General features: G+C 38.0%; 17 protein-coding genes, 1 tRNA gene and 4 pseudogenes. 12 read left to right on the top strand and 10 right to left on the bottom strand.

Annotated features, from left to right (window positions below; translation table 11 throughout):
• Positions 1 to 203: 203 nt before the first annotated feature.
• Positions 204 to 548 (top strand): hypothetical protein, encoded by a 345-nt coding sequence (locus AAZO_RS22540; RefSeq protein WP_013192933.1) that lies wholly within the window; start codon positions 204 to 206, stop codon positions 546 to 548.
• A 23-nt stretch (positions 549 to 571) separates the two neighbouring features.
• Here AAZO_RS22540 and AAZO_RS22535 read toward each other — a convergent pair.
• Positions 572 to 1,477, bottom strand: a pseudogene (locus tag AAZO_RS22535) (bestrophin family protein).
• A gap of 375 nt (positions 1,478 to 1,852) precedes the next feature.
• Between AAZO_RS22535 and AAZO_RS22530 the strand changes: the two are divergent.
• From AAZO_RS22530 to AAZO_RS22515, 4 genes are all read left to right on the top strand, one after another.
• Positions 1,853 to 2,173, top strand: a complete 321-nt coding sequence (locus AAZO_RS22530) for a 2Fe-2S iron-sulfur cluster-binding protein (RefSeq protein ID WP_013192932.1) — start codon at positions 1,853 to 1,855, stop codon at positions 2,171 to 2,173.
• Between the two features lie 140 nt (positions 2,174 to 2,313).
• On the top strand, positions 2,314 to 2,496 hold the full coding sequence (locus tag AAZO_RS22525; RefSeq protein WP_013192931.1) for a hypothetical protein: 183 nt from the start codon (positions 2,314 to 2,316) through the stop codon (positions 2,494 to 2,496).
• A 47-nt stretch (positions 2,497 to 2,543) separates the two neighbouring features.
• Positions 2,544 to 3,581, top strand: coding sequence for a DUF3326 domain-containing protein (locus AAZO_RS22520; protein ID WP_013192930.1), 1,038 nt, complete (start codon positions 2,544 to 2,546; stop codon positions 3,579 to 3,581).
• 126 nt (positions 3,582 to 3,707) lie between these two features.
• The gene (locus tag AAZO_RS22515) at positions 3,708 to 4,292 is read left to right on the top strand and encodes a CPBP family intramembrane glutamic endopeptidase (protein ID WP_013192929.1); all 585 of its coding nucleotides are present in this window, start codon (positions 3,708 to 3,710) and stop codon (positions 4,290 to 4,292) included.
• Between the two features lie 97 nt (positions 4,293 to 4,389).
• Here AAZO_RS22515 and fcmC read toward each other — a convergent pair whose 3' ends face one another.
• From fcmC to AAZO_RS22495, 4 genes are all read right to left on the bottom strand, one after another.
• The gene (fcmC, locus tag AAZO_RS22510) at positions 4,390 to 4,878 is read right to left on the bottom strand and encodes a filament morphology membrane protein FcmC (RefSeq protein ID WP_013192928.1); all 489 of its coding nucleotides are present in this window, start codon (positions 4,876 to 4,878) and stop codon (positions 4,390 to 4,392) included.
• 8 nt (positions 4,879 to 4,886) lie between these two features.
• Positions 4,887 to 6,026 carry a filament morphology actin-like protein FcmB gene (gene fcmB, locus AAZO_RS22505; RefSeq protein WP_013192927.1) on the bottom strand — a complete coding sequence of 380 codons (1,140 nt, stop codon included), beginning with the start codon at positions 6,024 to 6,026 and terminating at the stop codon, positions 4,887 to 4,889.
• A 233-nt stretch (positions 6,027 to 6,259) separates the two neighbouring features.
• A complete protein-coding gene (locus tag AAZO_RS22500) occupies positions 6,260 to 6,883 on the bottom strand; it encodes a DedA family protein (RefSeq protein WP_013192926.1) in 624 nt (207 codons plus the stop codon).
• Between the two features lie 99 nt (positions 6,884 to 6,982).
• Positions 6,983 to 8,065, bottom strand: a complete 1,083-nt coding sequence (locus tag AAZO_RS22495; protein WP_013192925.1) for a Gfo/Idh/MocA family protein — start codon at positions 8,063 to 8,065, stop codon at positions 6,983 to 6,985.
• Positions 8,066 to 8,589: 524 nt separating this feature from the next.
• On the opposite strand from AAZO_RS22495, the gene queC reads away from it, so the two are divergent.
• Entirely contained in the window at positions 8,590 to 9,264 is a 675-nt protein-coding gene (gene queC, locus AAZO_RS22490) for a 7-cyano-7-deazaguanine synthase QueC (RefSeq protein ID WP_013192924.1), read from the top strand.
• A gap of 149 nt (positions 9,265 to 9,413) precedes the next feature.
• Here queC and AAZO_RS40000 read toward each other — a convergent pair whose 3' ends face one another.
• A complete protein-coding gene (locus AAZO_RS40000) occupies positions 9,414 to 9,668 on the bottom strand; it encodes a hypothetical protein (RefSeq protein ID WP_013192923.1) in 255 nt (84 codons plus the stop codon).
• Between the two features lie 114 nt (positions 9,669 to 9,782).
• A pseudogene (locus AAZO_RS44260) lies at positions 9,783 to 11,375 on the bottom strand (IS1634 family transposase).
• 291 nt (positions 11,376 to 11,666) lie between these two features.
• Between AAZO_RS44260 and AAZO_RS44255 the strand changes: the two are divergent.
• Positions 11,667 to 12,013: pseudogene (locus AAZO_RS44255) on the top strand (DUF2887 domain-containing protein); the annotation flags it as partial.
• Positions 12,014 to 12,404: 391 nt separating this feature from the next.
• On the opposite strand, the gene AAZO_RS22475 reads toward AAZO_RS44255, so the two are convergent.
• Together AAZO_RS22475 and AAZO_RS22470 are read right to left on the bottom strand one after the other, a co-directional pair.
• Complete coding sequence (locus AAZO_RS22475) at positions 12,405 to 13,763, bottom strand: hemolysin family protein (protein WP_013192922.1); 1,359 nt, start codon at positions 13,761 to 13,763, stop codon at positions 12,405 to 12,407.
• 54 nt (positions 13,764 to 13,817) lie between these two features.
• Positions 13,818 to 14,522, bottom strand: coding sequence for a hypothetical protein (locus AAZO_RS22470; RefSeq protein WP_041643650.1), 705 nt, complete (start codon positions 14,520 to 14,522; stop codon positions 13,818 to 13,820).
• Positions 14,523 to 14,876: 354 nt separating this feature from the next.
• Between AAZO_RS22470 and AAZO_RS22465 the strand changes: the two genes are divergently transcribed.
• The 5 genes from AAZO_RS22465 (at position 14,877) to AAZO_RS44250 (ending at position 16,450) form a co-directional block, all read left to right on the top strand.
• A tRNA-Ile gene (locus AAZO_RS22465) sits at positions 14,877 to 14,949 on the top strand.
• 196 nt (positions 14,950 to 15,145) lie between these two features.
• Complete coding sequence (locus tag AAZO_RS39975; protein ID WP_049790917.1) at positions 15,146 to 15,331, top strand: hypothetical protein; 186 nt, start codon at positions 15,146 to 15,148, stop codon at positions 15,329 to 15,331.
• A gap of 33 nt (positions 15,332 to 15,364) precedes the next feature.
• Positions 15,365 to 15,535, top strand: coding sequence for a hypothetical protein (locus AAZO_RS39970; RefSeq protein WP_228371373.1), 171 nt, complete (start codon positions 15,365 to 15,367; stop codon positions 15,533 to 15,535).
• Between the two features lie 61 nt (positions 15,536 to 15,596).
• Positions 15,597 to 15,980: a WD40 repeat domain-containing protein gene (locus AAZO_RS39965; protein ID WP_049790916.1), complete on the top strand. Its 384-nt coding sequence runs from the start codon at positions 15,597 to 15,599 to the stop codon at positions 15,978 to 15,980.
• A 230-nt stretch (positions 15,981 to 16,210) separates the two neighbouring features.
• On the top strand, positions 16,211 to 16,450 hold the full coding sequence (locus tag AAZO_RS44250) for a hypothetical protein (RefSeq protein WP_420807036.1): 240 nt from the start codon (positions 16,211 to 16,213) through the stop codon (positions 16,448 to 16,450).
• 168 nt (positions 16,451 to 16,618) lie between these two features.
• Here the strand turns inward: AAZO_RS44250 and AAZO_RS44245 are convergent.
• Positions 16,619 to 17,708: pseudogene (locus tag AAZO_RS44245) on the bottom strand (IS1634 family transposase); the annotation flags it as partial.
• Positions 17,709 to 18,082 lie beyond the last annotated feature (374 nt).

Genomic DNA, 18,082 nt, shown 5'->3' with positions numbered 1-18,082 from the left:
GCAAATTGATGGTTCTTGGCGTAATGCTATTGGAGAAGAACCTGAACAGGTTGTACAGGGACTACTGATCAAAGAGGCAAAAGAACGTAATTTAATTTAGTTGTTGCCTTTCTTCCACTTAAGGGTATTGAAGTTGAAATATATAATCCTGATAAAACTGAAGCACAATTAGCATAGGAAATGTAGAAGCGTATCGGGGTCTAATGTTGGCTAATCATACTTCTGTTCTTTTCTCACAAGAACCAGATATTTTACTTCTGAATAATCAGGGGAAAACAGTTGGTGTGATTGAAGTGAAAGGAGTAACTGATCCTGCTGGTGCATTAGAAGGTTATGGTACTGCTAAAAAATCTTTTGAAGAAGCATTGTGTATAAATCCAGAAGTACAAACTATTCTTATTGCTAATTGTATTACACCTGAAGATAAAAATCGGATTGAGAATGCTCCAACAATATCTACCTACTTTAACTTGACAGAAATACTGAGGGAAACATTGAAAATATACGATCAATCTCTTAAAAGAGTATTTTCAACACTATATGGATGATATATATCAATATCATCTAGAAATCATATGTTTTTGGTGTATGAATGTAGGCTAGGTCTTAAACTCATTAAATCATCAATGTTGCGTTTCATGTTCGTACAAATATTATCCAGAGGTAAATCATTATCATCATAGCCAAAGGGATTTTCATTTTCTAGACTAATAGCTTCAATCCCTAACAAACTAAAACTCACTAAAGCCGAAATTATCCCTGTCCACAAATCCAAACTTGCGACAACTTGAAATAGTAGTAATAAGCAATATAATAAGAGTCATTGTTTCAAATGTATGGCATAAGATAGAGGAATTGGTGTTTTCAGAATTCTTTCACAAGCTCCTAAGTTATCAACTAAATTATTCAATAATTCTTGCATTGATATTAAGTGCTAACTATTTAAGCAATTCTAATTATACTATTATTGTAAATAATCGCCAATCCAAAAGGCAATTTCTATAGGTGGGTTATTGACAATTTTTCGATTCTGGTATTTTTCTGCTGGCATTAATGCTTCTAACTCTAAATTAATTTTTTCTCCTCTCAGTTGTAATTTTGTTGCTACGGCAAATGCTAATAATAAATTTAAATCTATGAATTTGTTATCTTTATCTTCTAAAGAATTTTCGTCAACTGATACCCAAATTTTTCGTGCTAGGTTATGGATAGTATTTACCATTGAACCCCAAATTTTTCTACCTTCCCAATACCTTTCATAAGCGGTGTTGGTACGAAATACTAGTAATAAACCTAAAACTATACTGGGAATAAAAGTCCCTAAAACTGGTTTGGGAACTGGTAGTTTATACTGATAAAGTATAGAAATGAATACACCGAACATCCCGCAAAATATCACTTTTTGATAAATAGCTAAGATGACTGAACCTTTTATCTGGAAAGCTGTTATAAACCATCTCTGCTTCTTGGTTGCCATGCAATTTCTCTTAACTCAGATGTTTGCAAAAAAAGCGATCATGTGGAATATTAAATCTGAGTTAAAATATACAGGTGCTCGCTACATTTGACAATTCTCGATTCACTAAGCAGCACTTCGTGAAGCATTAAGACAAATTAAATTACTATATGGCTACTATATGGGATGGGTATATAGTTCTGTATTCTTTAACTTGAGAATAGCTTATTATCATGTATGTAAGCATTTAATGCAGTCATTAAATGTAACAAATATTTACTCTAAATTATGAAAGCATAAAAATTAGAAAATCTGTTTTTGGCATTGCAAAAGTTAGCCATGCATATATATTATCAGATATATTGACCTATTTATCCTTTGACTCTGCTGTTATATATGTCTAAGACTTACGCCGTTGAAATCAACCACCAAGGCAAAATCTATAATTTGCAAGTTCCAGAAAATGAAACCATCTTAGCTACTGCAGAAGCAGCGGGTTTAGAAATGCCGGCTTCTTGTCATGCTGGGGTTTGTACAACTTGTGCTGCTTTGATCACTGAAGGAAGGGTAGATCAATCTGAGGGTATGGGTGTAAGTCTAGACTTGCAAGAAGAAGGTTATGCACTGCTTTGTGTTTCTAAACCTCTTTCTAATTTAAAAATTGAGACAGAAAAGGAAGATATAGTTTATCAAAGGCAATTTGGTAAAGATCAGTAAATTGGGGAATGGGAATTTAATTTTGGATTTTGGATTGTATTTAAATTAACTCCAATCTAAAATCTACGATCTAAAATTTTTTACCAATTGCCAAAATATAGTTGTATTGTAGAAATCACAAAGACATAGGTTTGACCATCATGACTACTCATTTTATTACTGCCGAAATCGACTTGCAACAAACTCCGACAGAGTTGCAGAAAGCTATTGAAGCAGAATTGAAAAAACAAGGTGAACCCCTGCGCTGGGCTATTACTGCGGTGGATAAAGAACAGGAAAAAGCAACTGTAGAAGCTGTTGTTACTACAGGTAGTAATCGGTAAGAAATTATATGATTGTAGCGATTGATCATCATCTTACCTAAATAATCATGCACCGACCATATACAGCGGTTTTAATTATTCCTACTGGCATTGGGGCTGCTATTGGGGGATACGCGGGAGATGCCTTACCAGTAGCCAGAGTTATATCACAGGTGTGCGATCACTTGATTACTCATCCCAATGTCTTAAATGGTGCAAGTTTATACTGGAATATTCCCAACGCTTCCTATGTTGAAGGTTATGGACTTGATCAATTCGCTGCTGGATGCTGGGGTTTACGTCCTGTCCATAGTAATAGAGTAGGTTTGCTTTTAGACCAAGGAATTGAACCTGAATTAATGCTGCGACACCTGCAAGCCTCAGATGCAGCCAGAGCTACATTAGGATTAAATATTACCAATCATGTCATTACAGATTCGCCCTTGGACGTAGAATTAAGCATTTCTGCCTCTGGTGCAAGTTGGGGAACAATAGGCAACCCAGACAGCTTATTAAGGGCAGCAGAGATATTGATTAAAAAAGAGAAAGCAGAAGCGCTCGCAGTTGTTACCCGTTTTCCCGATAAAATAGATGAAGAAGCAGCCCAAAACTATCGTCATGGTAAAGGCGTAGATCCACTAGCAGGTGCAGAAGCCGTAATTAGTCATTTATTAGTCCGAACTTTTCAAATTCCATGCGCCCATGCGCCAGCCCTTGCTCCAGCATCCCCAGATCCTGATTTATCACCCTGTTCCGCTGCCGAAGAATTAGGTTATACTTTTTTACCTTGTGTCTTTGTCGGCTTAAGTCGCGCTCCCCAATTTATCACCAAAAGAGAAGTTATCAATTCTTTACAGGCAGATATTTGGGCAGATCAAGTTGATGCTGTTATAGTACCGGCAAATGCTTGTGGTGGCAACGCATTGCTGAATTTAAGCCAGAACCAATGCCAAATAATTACAGTGGCAGAAAATAAAACTTTGATACAAGTCCCTGCGCCAGCTTTGGGAATCAAATCTATACAGGTAAACTCATATTTAGAAGCAGTAGGTATCCTAGTCGCTCACAAAGCAGGTATTAGTCCTTGGTCATTAGTAAGAGAATAGGTGACAGGTGACAGGTGATAGGTGACAGCGAAGAGGGAAAAATAACAACTGATAACTGATAACTGATAACTGATAACTGATAACTGATAACTGATAACTGATAACTGACCCATTACCTAAACGCCTGTGGTTGAACAACAAAAACAAGAACCAGAAATTCCCTATCTTACCCGCACCCAAGTGCTTGTAGCTATGGGCGCAACAGCTATTCTTTTGTGGATACTCGCCAAGGTGTGGTTACGCTTTGGCAATGTTTCTTTATTTAAGTTGTATTGGTATCCCAGAGATTTATTTTTGGGAGTGGGGTTGGGCTTAGGTATTACTCTTTTAAGCGGACTAACTCATCGCTTTTCTGCTCCTTATCGTAAAAGTGCAGACTATTACCTAGAAATTGTACTCAAGCCTTTAGCTTTGCCAGACTTAATTTGGCTGGGATTGTTACCGGGGTTAAGTGAAGAATTATTATTTCGCGGTGTGATGCTACCCGCTTTAGGTGCTGATCATGTAGCGGTTATTGTCTCCAGTCTTTGTTTTGGTATTTTACACCTTAGTGGTTCAGAACAATGGCCTTATGTGATTTGGGCAACTATTATTGGCATTATTTTTGGATATAGCGCCCTATTAAGCGGCAACTTATTAGTCCCAATTGTCGCTCACATCCTGACGAATTGGCTATCTAGCTATTTGTGGAAAATACGGCGATTCAGCTAAAAAATAAATTACACCCAGAAATTGTTAACAATTTCTGGGTGTAATTTATACCCATCTAACTCTTTTTTGTAAAAACGCTTACAAACTGGCTTGTTCCTTAGAAATCATCAAGATACTGACTCAGACGAATAATTACAGGGTCAACCTCTTGGGGAGTGGGATCAGGAGTAGAAGCAGAATTATTAATTACTTCTACCATTGGTACTGATGAAGTAAGAGGCTGAGTAGATCCTCCTTGACTAAGGATAATTGCCAGTTGTGCTACTTGTTGACTAAGCTGCACGATCTGGTTTTCCATTGTCTGCAAACGATGGGATTCCTTAGCAAAAAAACGTTCCTCAAGGCCAGCTAATTGACGTTGCAATTGACCGACTTGTTGTTCTATCGGCAGTGCTGCTGTATTCGGAGAAGGTCGTACAGAGTCCGGTACACATAAAGCTTGCCAAAGAGCTTCTTTACAGAGGTCGCTGAAAGTCTTTTCGGGCTGTGCCTCCAAGTAGCTTTCCACCTGTGCCAACAAACTCTCATCAGCAATTTCTGGATTAAAAGTGACGGATTTAACTACCTTTTTTGACCATTGGAACATCAGTTTTATTACCTAGCAGCGCGAACAGCAGATAATTGCGCCTCTCCATAAATATACTGCCCTAAAGCATTAGCTTGGCGTGAGGGTGCCGCCAAATGGGCATGAATTTTGGCTTCTTTGAGCAGACGTTGTACATCTTCCCAGAAGAACTCACCACCGCCACCTGTGATAATCACATCAGTTACACGCTCTGGTAACCAGGCTAACACGATCGAGCAAATTTCCCGTGAGAACTGCTCTGTGAGGTTAGGGAGAAAATCGTCTAGGTTAGCGGGTTTGCTTGCACCTTTAGGACGATAAAAGCGATCACCTTTGGGCTTGTTTACAGCAGAAATCAGTGCTAGAGATTGACTATCAGCACCTTCTATTTCCTTAGCCACCATTTCATAAAACTTGCTCATACCAAAGTCTTCACTCTTGGAAGCACCTCTAGCAAAGCGGAAGTTATCAACCATCAACAAGTCAATGGTTTGATGTCCAATATCCACTATACCCACTGATACCTTTGTCAAATCAGGCATCGAAGAGCCTTTATTTGGTTGGGTTTCACACCACAGCAAGCTACCATAGCCTTCTGGCATTACCCAAACTTTAGTGACGTTTAACGATACAGTTTCGCCACGGAAATTCATCACATGGGGACCACTAATCAAACTCATCAGTTGAGCTTTTTCCCGTTCAAATTGCTCTAGAGAAAGGAAAGGCAAACCAACGATGACAGAAATTTCATCTTTGAGCTTAAAGTAACCAGCGGCTACCAGAACTTTAGCTAGTGCATCTTCTACCTTAGATTGGCCTACTCCTAAATTAGCACCAAAATCTGCTGCCAGTTGACCCACAGCATATCCGTTACCTTGATATTCCATCCACAAATCCATCAAAGGATCTGTGGCTTTAGATTCAAACACACCACCGCGTATTTGTTCTATTGACATTTGCTTAACATTGGCAGGAATGAAAGCAACATTGGCAGGTTCGCGGTTGACACAAGTTTTGGTAGAGGTTCTACCTAAATCCACGCTGAGAATATTTTTCCCCGAAACACTAACTGGCTTATTAACATTGTTGTTTATAGGGGTTGGAGCTACTCGATTCATAGGGATAGCTGCGGCATTCATTGGGTTAGCTACGGGAGGTTGGTCTGTCATGAAAGCTCCTATGTGGTGACTTAACTGTAAAAAGTTATCATGCCCATCTTACAAAAATGCAAGGTCAGAAAAATTTTCAGTTGGGTCAAGTGTAGCTAGAAATACGTCAAAAATTATTGTAGGCGATTGAAAATTTAGCATTATTCTGGGTTAATAGCGCAGACCAAATTTTCACATACATATTATTTAACTGTTAACTTACTCCTATCCTTCAAACCAACAGAGAACCAAATTCATCTCCGAGTTCGTTGGCCTTGGCGCTTGAGTACCCAAGAAAAGAATACTAACACTAAACCCGACAAAACTATTTTAGATAAAGGCGCAAGGTACTTGTCGACAAGTTCATACTGACTACCCAACCAGTATCCTGAAAATGTCAACAAGCCAACCCAGGAACCACTCCCCAGGATTGTGTAAAATAAAAAGGAAGGCAAGGGCATATTACTCATACCTGCGGGAATGGAGATTAAGGTACGGATTCCCGGCACAAGGCGACCAATTAATACTGTTTTGCTACCTTGTTTATTAAACCAGCCTTTAGCCTTATCAATATCTTCGCTCGATATAGTCAGCCACTTACCGTACTTGTTAGCCAAAGCTTTCAAGGGTCGTTCTTCTAAAAACTTACCTGGATAGTACCAAATTAGTGCGCCCAGTACAGAACCCACAAGTCCTGACAAAAATACGCCTACTATATTCAGCTTTGCACCTCCTGGTTGATAGGGGCTGGCTGTAAATCCTGCCAGTGGCATGATCAATTCAGAAGGTATGGGGGGAAAAAGGTTCTCTATGAACATCAGCAAAGCGATTCCCACATATCCCAGGGAGTTGATTGTGTTAATTATCCATTCGAGCATATTGGTAATTGGTAATTGGTAATTGGTAATTGGTAATTAGATGCTTATTCCCTATTCCCTATTCCCTATTCCCTATTCCCTATTCCCTATTCCCATCTTCTAGACAGTTGGCGTTAGTGATTGTACTCTTGATTCGGATTGCCAGTCTAATGGATTCCAAACCCGTTCTTCCAAAGCCATCTGCTCAATTAAACTCGCTAATCTCAGAGCTTTGAGGGCTTGTTCACCACCCACTGAAGGCTGATTGCCACCATGCACGCAGTTGACAAAATGCTCTAATTCTGCACTGAGAGGTTGAACGTTACTAGTATAGACTTTTTCTATTAAACCATCTTGTCTGTAAAGGACTTGTCGATGGTCGTTGAGAGGGTTGGTATTAGTTTGGCGATGAATCAAAATTTCATTCTTCAGGAAATCGGCTTCCGTGAATGAGTTTTTGCAATGGGCAACAATGCGGCGGATTTTGCGGTGAGTAACTTTACTGGCAGTGAGAGTAGTGACAATACCGTTGGCAAACCCTAAAGTCGCAGTCACATAATCTAAATAACCAGAGTCTAGGGAACGAGTGCCGTTAGCTGTCAATTTCACGACGGGAGAACCAGCTAATTCTAAAAGTAGGTCAATGTCATGGATCATTAAATCCAACACTACGGAAACGTCATTAGCCCTAGCTGAATAAGGACTCATTCGATGAGCTTCTAAGGCTAGTAATTCTTCCGTTTTCAGGACTTGACTGAGTTCTTTAAATGCTGGATTGAAACGCTCAATGTGACCTACTTGCAAAATACATTGGGATTCGGCAGCAGCGTTTACGAGAGATTCTGCTTCAGAAATACTTGCAGCGATCGGTTTTTCAATCAAAACATGAATTCCCGCCAACAGGCAGTTAATGCCCACGGCATAATGTAAGCGGGTTGGTACGGCAACACATACTGCATCTACATGGGGTAGGAGATCGCAGTAGTCTTCAAAAAAACGTACCTTGTATTTGCTTGCGGTCTCTAAGCCGCGCTCAACGTTAATGTCTGAAACACCTACTAATTCAACATCTTTCATTGAACTCAGTACGCGGGTGTGATGTTGTCCCATGTTACCGACCCCAATCACGCCTATGCGGATTGATCGTGGCTGGTTGCGCTGTGAATATAGGTTTGCTTCTGCCACTGACATGCTATTTTGCACTATTATTTTCTCCTCAACCACCAAATTTAGAGACGCTACGGTCGTTGGCCTTTATACTGAAGTGCCAGGTGCGATCCGTCTAAAACCATCCAGATGCTAACATAGTGGCTCTATTTATGAAGAATTTCAAAGTTTGTGTTCAGTTCCCACTATATGGCTATGTTTTAGATAGATAGATAGTTATTAATTGCTGCATTTTTTGTAATTGACACAAAAGACAATGTGTTGTTTTGTTGACTTTACAAGTTCTGTTAAACCTAAGTGACAGTTCTCAGGTTGCAGTTGAGCAATTAATTACCGAAATATCTACTTGATTTTCGTACTGTTAAATTGAATACGTTGAAATTCCAGTAAACTTATTAACTATAATAATTCTCAGCAAGATTGTCTGTAAGAATTTTGCCATAGATACGGTAGATTATTGTTCTCATTTTAAATTTAATTTTCTGTTTGTTGCATTTTGTTGATTGTCTCACCTTTTGGGTGAAATTGGTGTTAGTGATTTTTTAGGGTGATTTTGAGTGATGAAAGCTGTAATTTTGTTGTCTGGGGGATTGGATTCTTCTACGGTTCTGTACCAAGCAAGGGCTGATGGTTGTGAGTGTTATGCTATTTCTTTTGATTATCAGCAGCAACACTGCCGAGAGTTGCAGTCAGCTGTCCTTGTGGGGAAATCTGTGGGGGTAGTTCAACATCAGGTAGTGAATTTTGATTTACGGCTATGGGGTGGTTCTGCGTTGACTGATGATGCGATTGCTCTACCTCAAGCCCGTTCCCTAGATGAAATGTCACAAAATATTCCTGTCACTTATGTACCTGCCCGTAATACTATCTTCTTGAGCTTTGCTTTGGGCTATGCTGAGGTGATCGCCGCTGAAAGGGTTTATATAGGCGTTAATGCTTTAGATTACTCTGGTTATCCAGATTGTCGTCCCGATTATATCCAAGCAATGCAAGAAGTTTTCCGCTTGGGAACCAAACAAGGGCGTGAAGGACAACCAATTAACATTATTGCACCATTAGTTAATTTGAAGAAAACTGAAATTATCCAACTTGGTAATCAGTTGGGAGTTCCTTGGGAATTAACTTGGTCTTGTTATGCTGGTGGTGATAAAGCTTGTGGTGTGTGTGATTCTTGTCGGTTGCGGTTAGCGGCTTTTGCTGAGTTGGGATTAGAAGATCCTGTAGATTATGTGTAGCTCACTTTATTTTATAGCTTGTTTCTCCCAGATTCAAGCATCTGTCACCTAAAAATAATTGTAAAAATATCACACAAATCAGCCGCAAAATGAAAAACGATAAAATCTTTTATACTCTCTTTCAAGTTTTTACAAAACTGATTTTTCAATTAATAGGAGAACCTCCCAATGTTTCTCAAAGCTTTATAACCCAAATTCCGCACCCTAAAGTGCCACAGAGAGAAGTTACGGAGACAAAAAATCCAAGGGAGCATAAAAACAAAAATATGCAGTGAAAAAAGGCATTGGAGAAACAGTAAAGCACCAAAAATAGCATCAAAAGCTATTCTCAATAAGGAGCAATAAGAAAGAACACCGCCCAGAGTAGTTAACAGATAAATGAAGATATTCAAGAGATAAATCATAACTTAGACTAATGGATGAAGTAAAAAAAGAAATTGTGGACATAGTAAAATAGAGCTATCTCTCAAAGAGATTAGGTTATTTTCTGATAGAAATTAAATTAATAGAGATAAAAACTAGGTAACTAATTGATAGTAGGGAAAACAATGCTCTGGTAAAAGATTCACAATGAAATCTCTCTCTTGAGTCCAGTAACAGATGTATTTTTCTTGGTTAAGTGTAACTAAATGAATAGACTGAGAGCATGGAAAAATCCAGCGTAAAGTGGGGCGGTCAGTTGGTTTGCCCAATTGATTTTTTACTCTTGATTTAGACTCTCTCACAGCGGTTCTAATTTGTCGTTGCCCTAAAGTATAAACCAGCAGACATAAACCCATCATCATTCCCAGGGACTCTATTCTCTCTGGACTTTTTAGGAAAATACTGTCTGCAAAAAATAATGGGTCTTTGAGAAAAGCAAAGCCTCTCTGGCAAGACTATTGAGCTTTATATTCACTCAAGATGGAGTCATGGGTAAGTTCATTGGAATCCAAAAGGTTTGTAGCAATAATAAAAGGCCCTGCCCTCAGAAATTCTGTATTAATTTTACTTTCATTCTGGGAGACTGTAGCTGATATTTCAGAGGATATCTCTCCTGAACTATCTTTTTTCTTAGATTTGATTTGAGTAACTTTACTCTGGTTAATTTGGTGACATTTGAATTGTTTGAATAGGTTAGATAACCCCTTGATAGCATCAGCTTCACAAGCAAATTTTTCTGGTGATAACTTTTTAAAATCTTGCACAGCTTTTGATTGTGCCTTGGTAATTTTTTGTGAGAGCTTATCCAGGTCTGATTCTCTTCTTTCTTGACTTTGGACTACTAACCATCTTTGTTCTATTCCTACATAATTTACTGTTCTTGACGCTAGTTTATATCCGGGTAAGTTACTATCAACAAATTCTGGTTCTGGTAATTTTGATATTCATGATTGTGCTGATTTTACGCTTAATGGCACTGGACATAACCAGCTTAAATATGACATCATTCCCAGATTTGATTCTGTATATAAGGCCCAGTCTGCTACTATGAGACTGTTTTTTAACTGTTTTTGGTACTCTACTGCTATTTTACCAAAGCATGATGAATCTGCTTGGTTTCCCGATGCTAGTTTTAAAAATATATATTGGTATGTCTCCATCTCCTGAACATATCATTTCTATGATGCACTGTTTTAACTCCGGTATATGGTCACCAGAATAACCGTAGGTGATGGTTATTTCTTTTGCTGATTTTACTGCTAATTCTTCTAGTTCTTGATTATTTCCTACTTTTTGACTCTCAAATATTACTTCTGGTAAGCTGGTATTATATTGCCCATGTACGTCCATTTATGATGAGTCTAGATGGCCTGCTCATAGGGATACTCCAAATTTTTGGGCTGCTTTTAAGGCGACAAGAAAAAATATTCTATCCAATCCTTTTATAAATAGTTTATCCATGAGTCTCCCCAGTTTATCGTCATTGAGATATTCTGGTTTTACTCCTAGTCCTATTAGATACTCACAGGGGATTGTTTCAAAATCTTGGGGAACCTATATAAGGGTTTTTATACAAATCCTAACCCGTTGATTATCATGGCTTTTACTACATGACCCGGACTTAGTTTCTCTCCAATTTCAAGGATTATTTCTACTACTCCTATGGCGTCTATTATTCCTGCTACTATGCCTCAATGGTCTAGGTTTTGAATTTCCATTTTTTGAAGCTTTGATTTCACAAAAGAATTATCCACAACTCCTGTTGTGATTAAATCATTTCTTCTTCTGTTCTAATTTAATTTTTAAATCATTAAATTTTCTTTTCTTTTATCTTCTTTACAAAACTTTATTCTCTCACTCTATTGCCATTTTCATGATACTTGTTCTTATTAAGCCTTTTCTTCCTTGCAGGAGCTTTAGTTCTCGTGTACTACTATCTGTGACAGTTAGGGTGCGGAAGGTGGGATAAATTTGAACCCGTTGGAGTCAAGGAATTAGCTTTTCGCCTAGATGGTGTATTCTTTCTAGATGAATATCATCCTGATTATCCCATTTATTTTGTTGAAGTACAATTTCAAAAAGATGATGTTTTCTATTGGCGATTTATCACAGAAATCTTTATTTATTTGAACCAGTATAAACCCTCACATCCTTGTCATGCCATAGTTATCTGGACAAACATACCTTAGATGAAGGTTTACCATTAGCTTATCAAGAATTATTGGTCAGTCAAAATATTCACACGATATACTTGGATCAACTCAACCAAGAGTCTAGCAACTCTCTGGGTTTAGGGATTATCAAATTCAGGAGCAGAAGCAACTGAAACAGTAGAGTCCTTAATTAACCAAGCAAAACAGGAAGTTACTGATGAAGTGAATTCAACAGAAACTCCTAGAATTAATTAAAAAACTGATCGTTTATAAATTTCCTCAAAAAAGCCGTCAGGAGTTAGAAAAAAAGTTCAACTTAACTGAATGGAGACAAACAAAATTCTATCAGGAAGCAAAAGTAGAGGCTGAAGAAGAAGGAAAGTTAAAAACTGTGCCTTTGTTATTAACACTAGGATTAAATCTCAAACAAATTGCCCAATAGTTAGAAATAAATATTGATAAATTTCGTCAATTGACAGCGAATCAGAATAATTAATTGTCTTGAGTGCTCGCCTCCAGAACTGGGCTTCCAAATTCCATGATTCCCGGTGCTCGCTAAACAATTTAAGCTGAACATTCATCTAGTAACCTTCTGATTTGAATTTGGTGCAAGCGTGGTCCGATAACTGATATTACAGTGAATTCAAGATTACCATAGTGGAATATTTCGCCTTTAGCGGGGATTTTTTGCCACTGGTAGAGTACAAATCCTCCTAATGTTTGATATTCTCGTATCAGAGGTAAATTGAGATGTAAGACCTCATTGAGTTCTTCCAGATTCACTTGTGCTTGTACTAAAAATGTTTGCTTATCTAACATTTGAATTAGTAAGTCATCACTAATTCCTGGTTCACCGGCATTACCGATAATTTCTGCAATTACATCTTGAATTGTAACTAATCCCACAGTACCACCAAATTCATTCACCACAATCACCATAGCTGGTTTTTCTTGCTGCATCATTGGCAAAAGTTCACTCAAAAGAGTTTGTTCTGGAACAAAGCGAGGAGAACGCATCCAAGGTTGAATTTGTGTTTCTAAATTCAGTTTTCCAGTAGCTAAAGGTCTTGCTAAATCTTGAAAATAAACAATACCGCAAATATCGTCTAAAGATTCACCAATAATGGGATAACGGGAATGCCCTGTTAAGATCATTTCTTGTAGTAAGGTGTGGAAACTAGCATCTTCTGGTAAAGCGATAATGCTAGTACGGGGAATCATGACATCTTCAGCGGTTATATCCCCAAATTCAAAAACATTATTGAGTAATTCTCGCTCTGATAACTCTAAACCGGTAGATTCTCGTTCTGTTGAGATAATTAATTGCAATTCTTCCGGAGTTACAGGAGGTCGCCAGCTCTGACCAGTGTATTCAATCCCAAATAATCTTAATAGGTAGCGTGTGGATTGGTTGAGAATCCAAATCACAGGACTGAAAAAACGAACAATAGCTTTGACAGAAGGACCCAAAAACCTTGCCAGTTTTTCTGAATACAACATAGCTACTGATTTAGGAAACAATTCTCCTAAAACAATTTGTAAATAAGCAATTAAAAAAAAGGTGATGGGAACTGAGAGAGAATGTGCCAGAACGTTACTTAAACTGATGGGTACAGTCCAGGATTTTAACCATTCTTCCATCAGCACAACAATTGTACTTTCTCCAATCCAACCTAGTGCCAAACTAGATAGGGTAATACCTAATTGAGCCGTAGATAGCAACCTGTCAATACTACGTTGTAACATTTCCACTGCGATCGCAGGTATATCACCAGCCTGAACCAGCTGATGAATCCGAGTGCGCCGCACCGTTACCATTGAAAATTCCGCCGTGACAAAAAAGGCATTAATTGCAATCAGCAATAGCACTGACAACAATCGTAACCCCACATCTGTCCAAATTAACTGAGGAAAACCACTCACCGCTAACGCTCGTGTAAAACTTACGCCGATACTAAAACGCTAACAATAGCATTTCTATTTTTCCACAGGAATATCGGACACCTGTAATTTTAGTTTTTGAGCAGGATAATCCGTTAGCGCCAAGGAGATGTTACCCACATCATCAAGTAAAGCAGTAGGAATGCTCACTGTACCCGTAAATGTCGAACTCTTGCCAGGTAATTCTGCGGGTAACCCTTCCGTAATGGCGCTCAATGTTCTACCTTTATCATCTGTGACATCTAAAAAACTATATAAAAACCTCACAGAATCAGCGCCTTGGTTTTGCATTTTCACTTTTAGTAATAAATCACCACCAGAGTAGCGAGCCGATTGTACAGATAACATTACCCCCTCACTCTCAGCCACAACCGGGAATCCAGGTTGCAGTTTTTCTTCCGTCACTTCTTGAGGCTTGTCCTCAGTTTTGGGCTTCCGGGTTTTTATTTCTTCATCTTCTTCCAGTTTTCTGATCTTTTTATCATTTTTCTTATCATCCATCCGCGATTTGACAGTTTTCAGAATATCCTCTTCCTTTAATAAGGTGATTCCCCCTGCAAGCTGCTGAGAGTTATTAGTCTTACCGCTGGCAAATTTACTTGCAGGACGACCATCTGGTGAGGTGACACCCTTGAGAGCAGAACTTCCCATCGAAAACCCCAAAAATGCGCTCACAGAACCTGCTCCCAACATTAGGGTCAACAAAATCAAGGTCAGAACTACAGTGGAATTTATTTTCATCGTTGACAAGCTATAACAAACTAACAATATTTTATTTACAACTATTAACAAAGCAAACGGAAGGAGGCAGTTGTTCAACCCTTCAACAAGCTCAGGGGATCCCAGGCTGACCAAGTAGGTAGGAAACAGAGATTTTTGTGTACTTGATTTTTCCCCTATACCCCACACCCTAGAGTTTTCAATCAGATTCTACAACCTGATCAAATTTTTTTAATTTTGCCACGGTTGTAAAATCATGCTACAGTTATAGACGTGCATTTGTCTAAAAGTCAATAATCATTGACTCAAGCTTAAATAATAACAAAGAGTTAGCATTTAGGCTTATGTAGACAAAACTAAAATCTAGTACAACAAGCGCCTTTGGCCGATTGGGGAGGCAACGAACTCATAATTCGTCTTCAGGCTGGTTCGATTCCAGCAGGGCGCATTTTAGAATTATCTAGTTGTAATCACAGTTTCGTATTGGGAGAACCGTAGTTACTTAACTATCTACTTTCTCTCAGTACAAATAATTGTATCCCTAGAACGACTACTTAGGGGTAATTAGTTGGTTGACATAAAATTGTTGACATAAAATTATTGCATATTATTTTTTAATATAATTAAATTGAGACTTTCGAACCATGAAAACGATATCTCCAACAGGTGTAGTATTCATCACTACAGGAACGCTAACAGGTGCGAGGATATCTTCCACAGTTGGAGGTATGGGAATAGCAGGAAGCTTTGGTGCAGTAGGAATAGGTGCAAATTATATCACTGCGGCGGGTGCGGTTATAGGTGCTGCTATATACGGTGCATTTACATGAATAGCAACAGGTGACACAGCCGCTTTTAGCATAATGGTAATAGGTGCCATCGGTGGTTTTGGTTTTTCTAATATTGTTGGTGGAATAGGATTTGTAGCGCCTAAAATTGGGTTAGCTTATGGTATTGGTGCAGTACCAATGACGGGAATAGGTGCAGTTTTAGGACTTGCTGCTTATGGTATCTATCGTCAAAGTGTTAGATGATTCAGAATTTACAGAAACTCCCATGCAAGTTTTTGAACGAATATAAGCCAAAGTTTTAGAAATGGACTATTACAGCGCCGCATTAATAGAGTTATCTGGTGAGAATATTAATCAAAAATTTGCAGCTTTGGAAATTGAGGATGATTTAGAAACACTTAAAGCTAAACTAAATAGTAGCTCTCCCCAAGTTGAAATAACAACCGTTTCTATCACCAACCAATTACCCCACAAGTGGCAATGTGTAAAAATCCTCAAAGGACATTTTGGGGCAGTGAATGCAGTAGCTATTCATCCTGATGGTGGAATTTCAATTAGTGGTAGCGATGATAGACAAGTCAATTTGTGGAACTTGAAAACTGGAAAATCTCTATCTACCTATATATTCTCTCTGGACAAGCTGAAGCACTTTTATCTGTGGGTATTAGTCCCGATGGAAAGTAGATAATTAGCGGTAGTGTAGATCGAAAAATCAGCAGTTGCCAATTGGATAAAAAAAATTTCACCGCACATTCTATTATTTAAATTCTCCCTACAATCACAACGGTTTTGTCAATACAATTGCTTATAGTTCAGACGGTAAAATTATTGCTAGTGGGAAGTACAGATAAAACTATTAGAATTTGTGGACCATATACCGGACAATAAAAACGCATTTTCAACGGGCATAGTGATGCGGTGTTAGCAGTTGTTATAAGTCCCAATAGTACAACTTCACTTAGTGGAACTACTGGTACAACCATCAGAATTTGGGATTTACAACCCACATTCGGCACCCTAAACTGCCACAGAGAGAAATTACGGAGAGAAAAAATCCAAGGGAGCATAAAAACAAACATATACAGTGAAAAAAGGCATTGGAGAAACAGTAAAGCACCAAAAATAGCATCAAAAGCTATTCTCAATAAGGAGCAATAAGAAAGAACACCGCCCAGAGGAGTCAACAGATAAATGAAGATATTCAAGAGATAAATCATAACTTAGAATAATAGATCGAAGTAAACAAAGAAATTATAGTAAAATAGAGCTAGGAATCAAAGACATTAGGTTATTTCCTGATAGAAATTAAATTAATAGAGAGAAAAATTAGGTAAGTACTTGATAGTAGGGAAAACAATGATATGGTAAAACATTCATAATGAAATCTCTCTCTTAAGTCCAGTAACAGATGTGTTTTTCTTGGTTAAGTGTAACTAAATGAATAGACTGAAAGCATGGAAAAATCCAGCGTAAAGTGGGGCGGTCAGTTGGTTTGCCCAAGTGATTTTTACGGTTGATTTAGACTCTCTTACAGCAGTTCTAATTTGTCGTTTAGCTAAAGTATAAACCAGCAGACATAAACCCATCATCATTCCCAGGGACTCTATTCTCTCTGGACTTTTTAGGAAAATACTATCTCCAAAAAATAAACGCCCTGCCCTCAGAAATTCTGTATTAATTTTACTTTAATTCTGGGAGACTGTAGCTGATATTTCAGAGGATATCTCTCCTGAACTATCTTTTTTCTTAGATTTGATTTGAGTAACTTTACTCTGGTTAATTTGGTGATATTTGAATTGTTTGAATAGTTTAAATAACCCCTTTATAGCATCAGCTTCACAAGCAAATTTTTCTGGTGATAACTTTTTAAAATCTTGCACAGCTTTTGATTGTGCCTTGGTAATTTTTTGTGAGATTTTACCCAGGTCTGAATTCTCTTCTTTCTTGACTTTGCAATACTAACCATCTTTGTTCTATTCCTGGATAATTTACTGTTTTTGAAGCTAGTTTATATCCGGGTAAGTTACTATCAACAAATTCTGGTTCTGGTAATGTTGATATTAATGATTGTGCTGATTTTACGCTTAATGGCACTGGACATAACCAGCTTAAATATGACATCATTTCCAGATTTGATTCTGTATATAAGGCCCAGTCTGCTACTATGACACTGTTAACTTTTAATTGTTTTTGGCACTCTACTGCTATTTTACCAAAGCATGATGAATCTGCTTGGTTTCCCGATGCTAGTTATAAAAATATATATTGGTATGTCTCCATCTCCTGAACATATCATTTCTATGATGAACTGTTTTAACTCCGGTCTATGGTCACCAGAATAACCGTAGGTGATGGTTATTTCATTTAGTGATTTTACTGCTAATTCTTCTAGTTCTTGATTGTTTCCTACTTTTTTACAAAACTTTATTCTCTCACTCTATTGCCATTTTAATCATCCTTGTTCTCATTAAGCCTTTTCTTCCTTGAAGGAGCTTTAGTTCCTGTGTACTACTATCTGTGACAGTTAGGGTGCGGAAGGTGGGTTACAAACTGGTCAGCAGCAGTTTATTCTCACTCAACATTTAGCAGCGGTAAACACACTAGCTATTACTCCAAATAATCAAATTTTGATTATTTGGAGTAGGTACAATACTATTAGAATATGGAATTTACAAACTGGATAATGAATCCGCACTTTAACAGGAGATTTAACAGCAATTTCACCTGTTGCTACTCACCTAGATGGTAAAACTCCTGCTAGTAGCAGCCAAGACGGGATTATCAAAGTTT

It is taken from the genome of 'Nostoc azollae' 0708, assembly GCF_000196515.1.
Taxonomy (GTDB): domain Bacteria; phylum Cyanobacteriota; class Cyanobacteriia; order Cyanobacteriales; family Nostocaceae; genus Trichormus_B; species Trichormus_B azollae.
The sequence above is the reverse complement of the archived record's forward strand: the minus strand, read 5'-3'. Positions and strand labels throughout refer to the sequence as shown.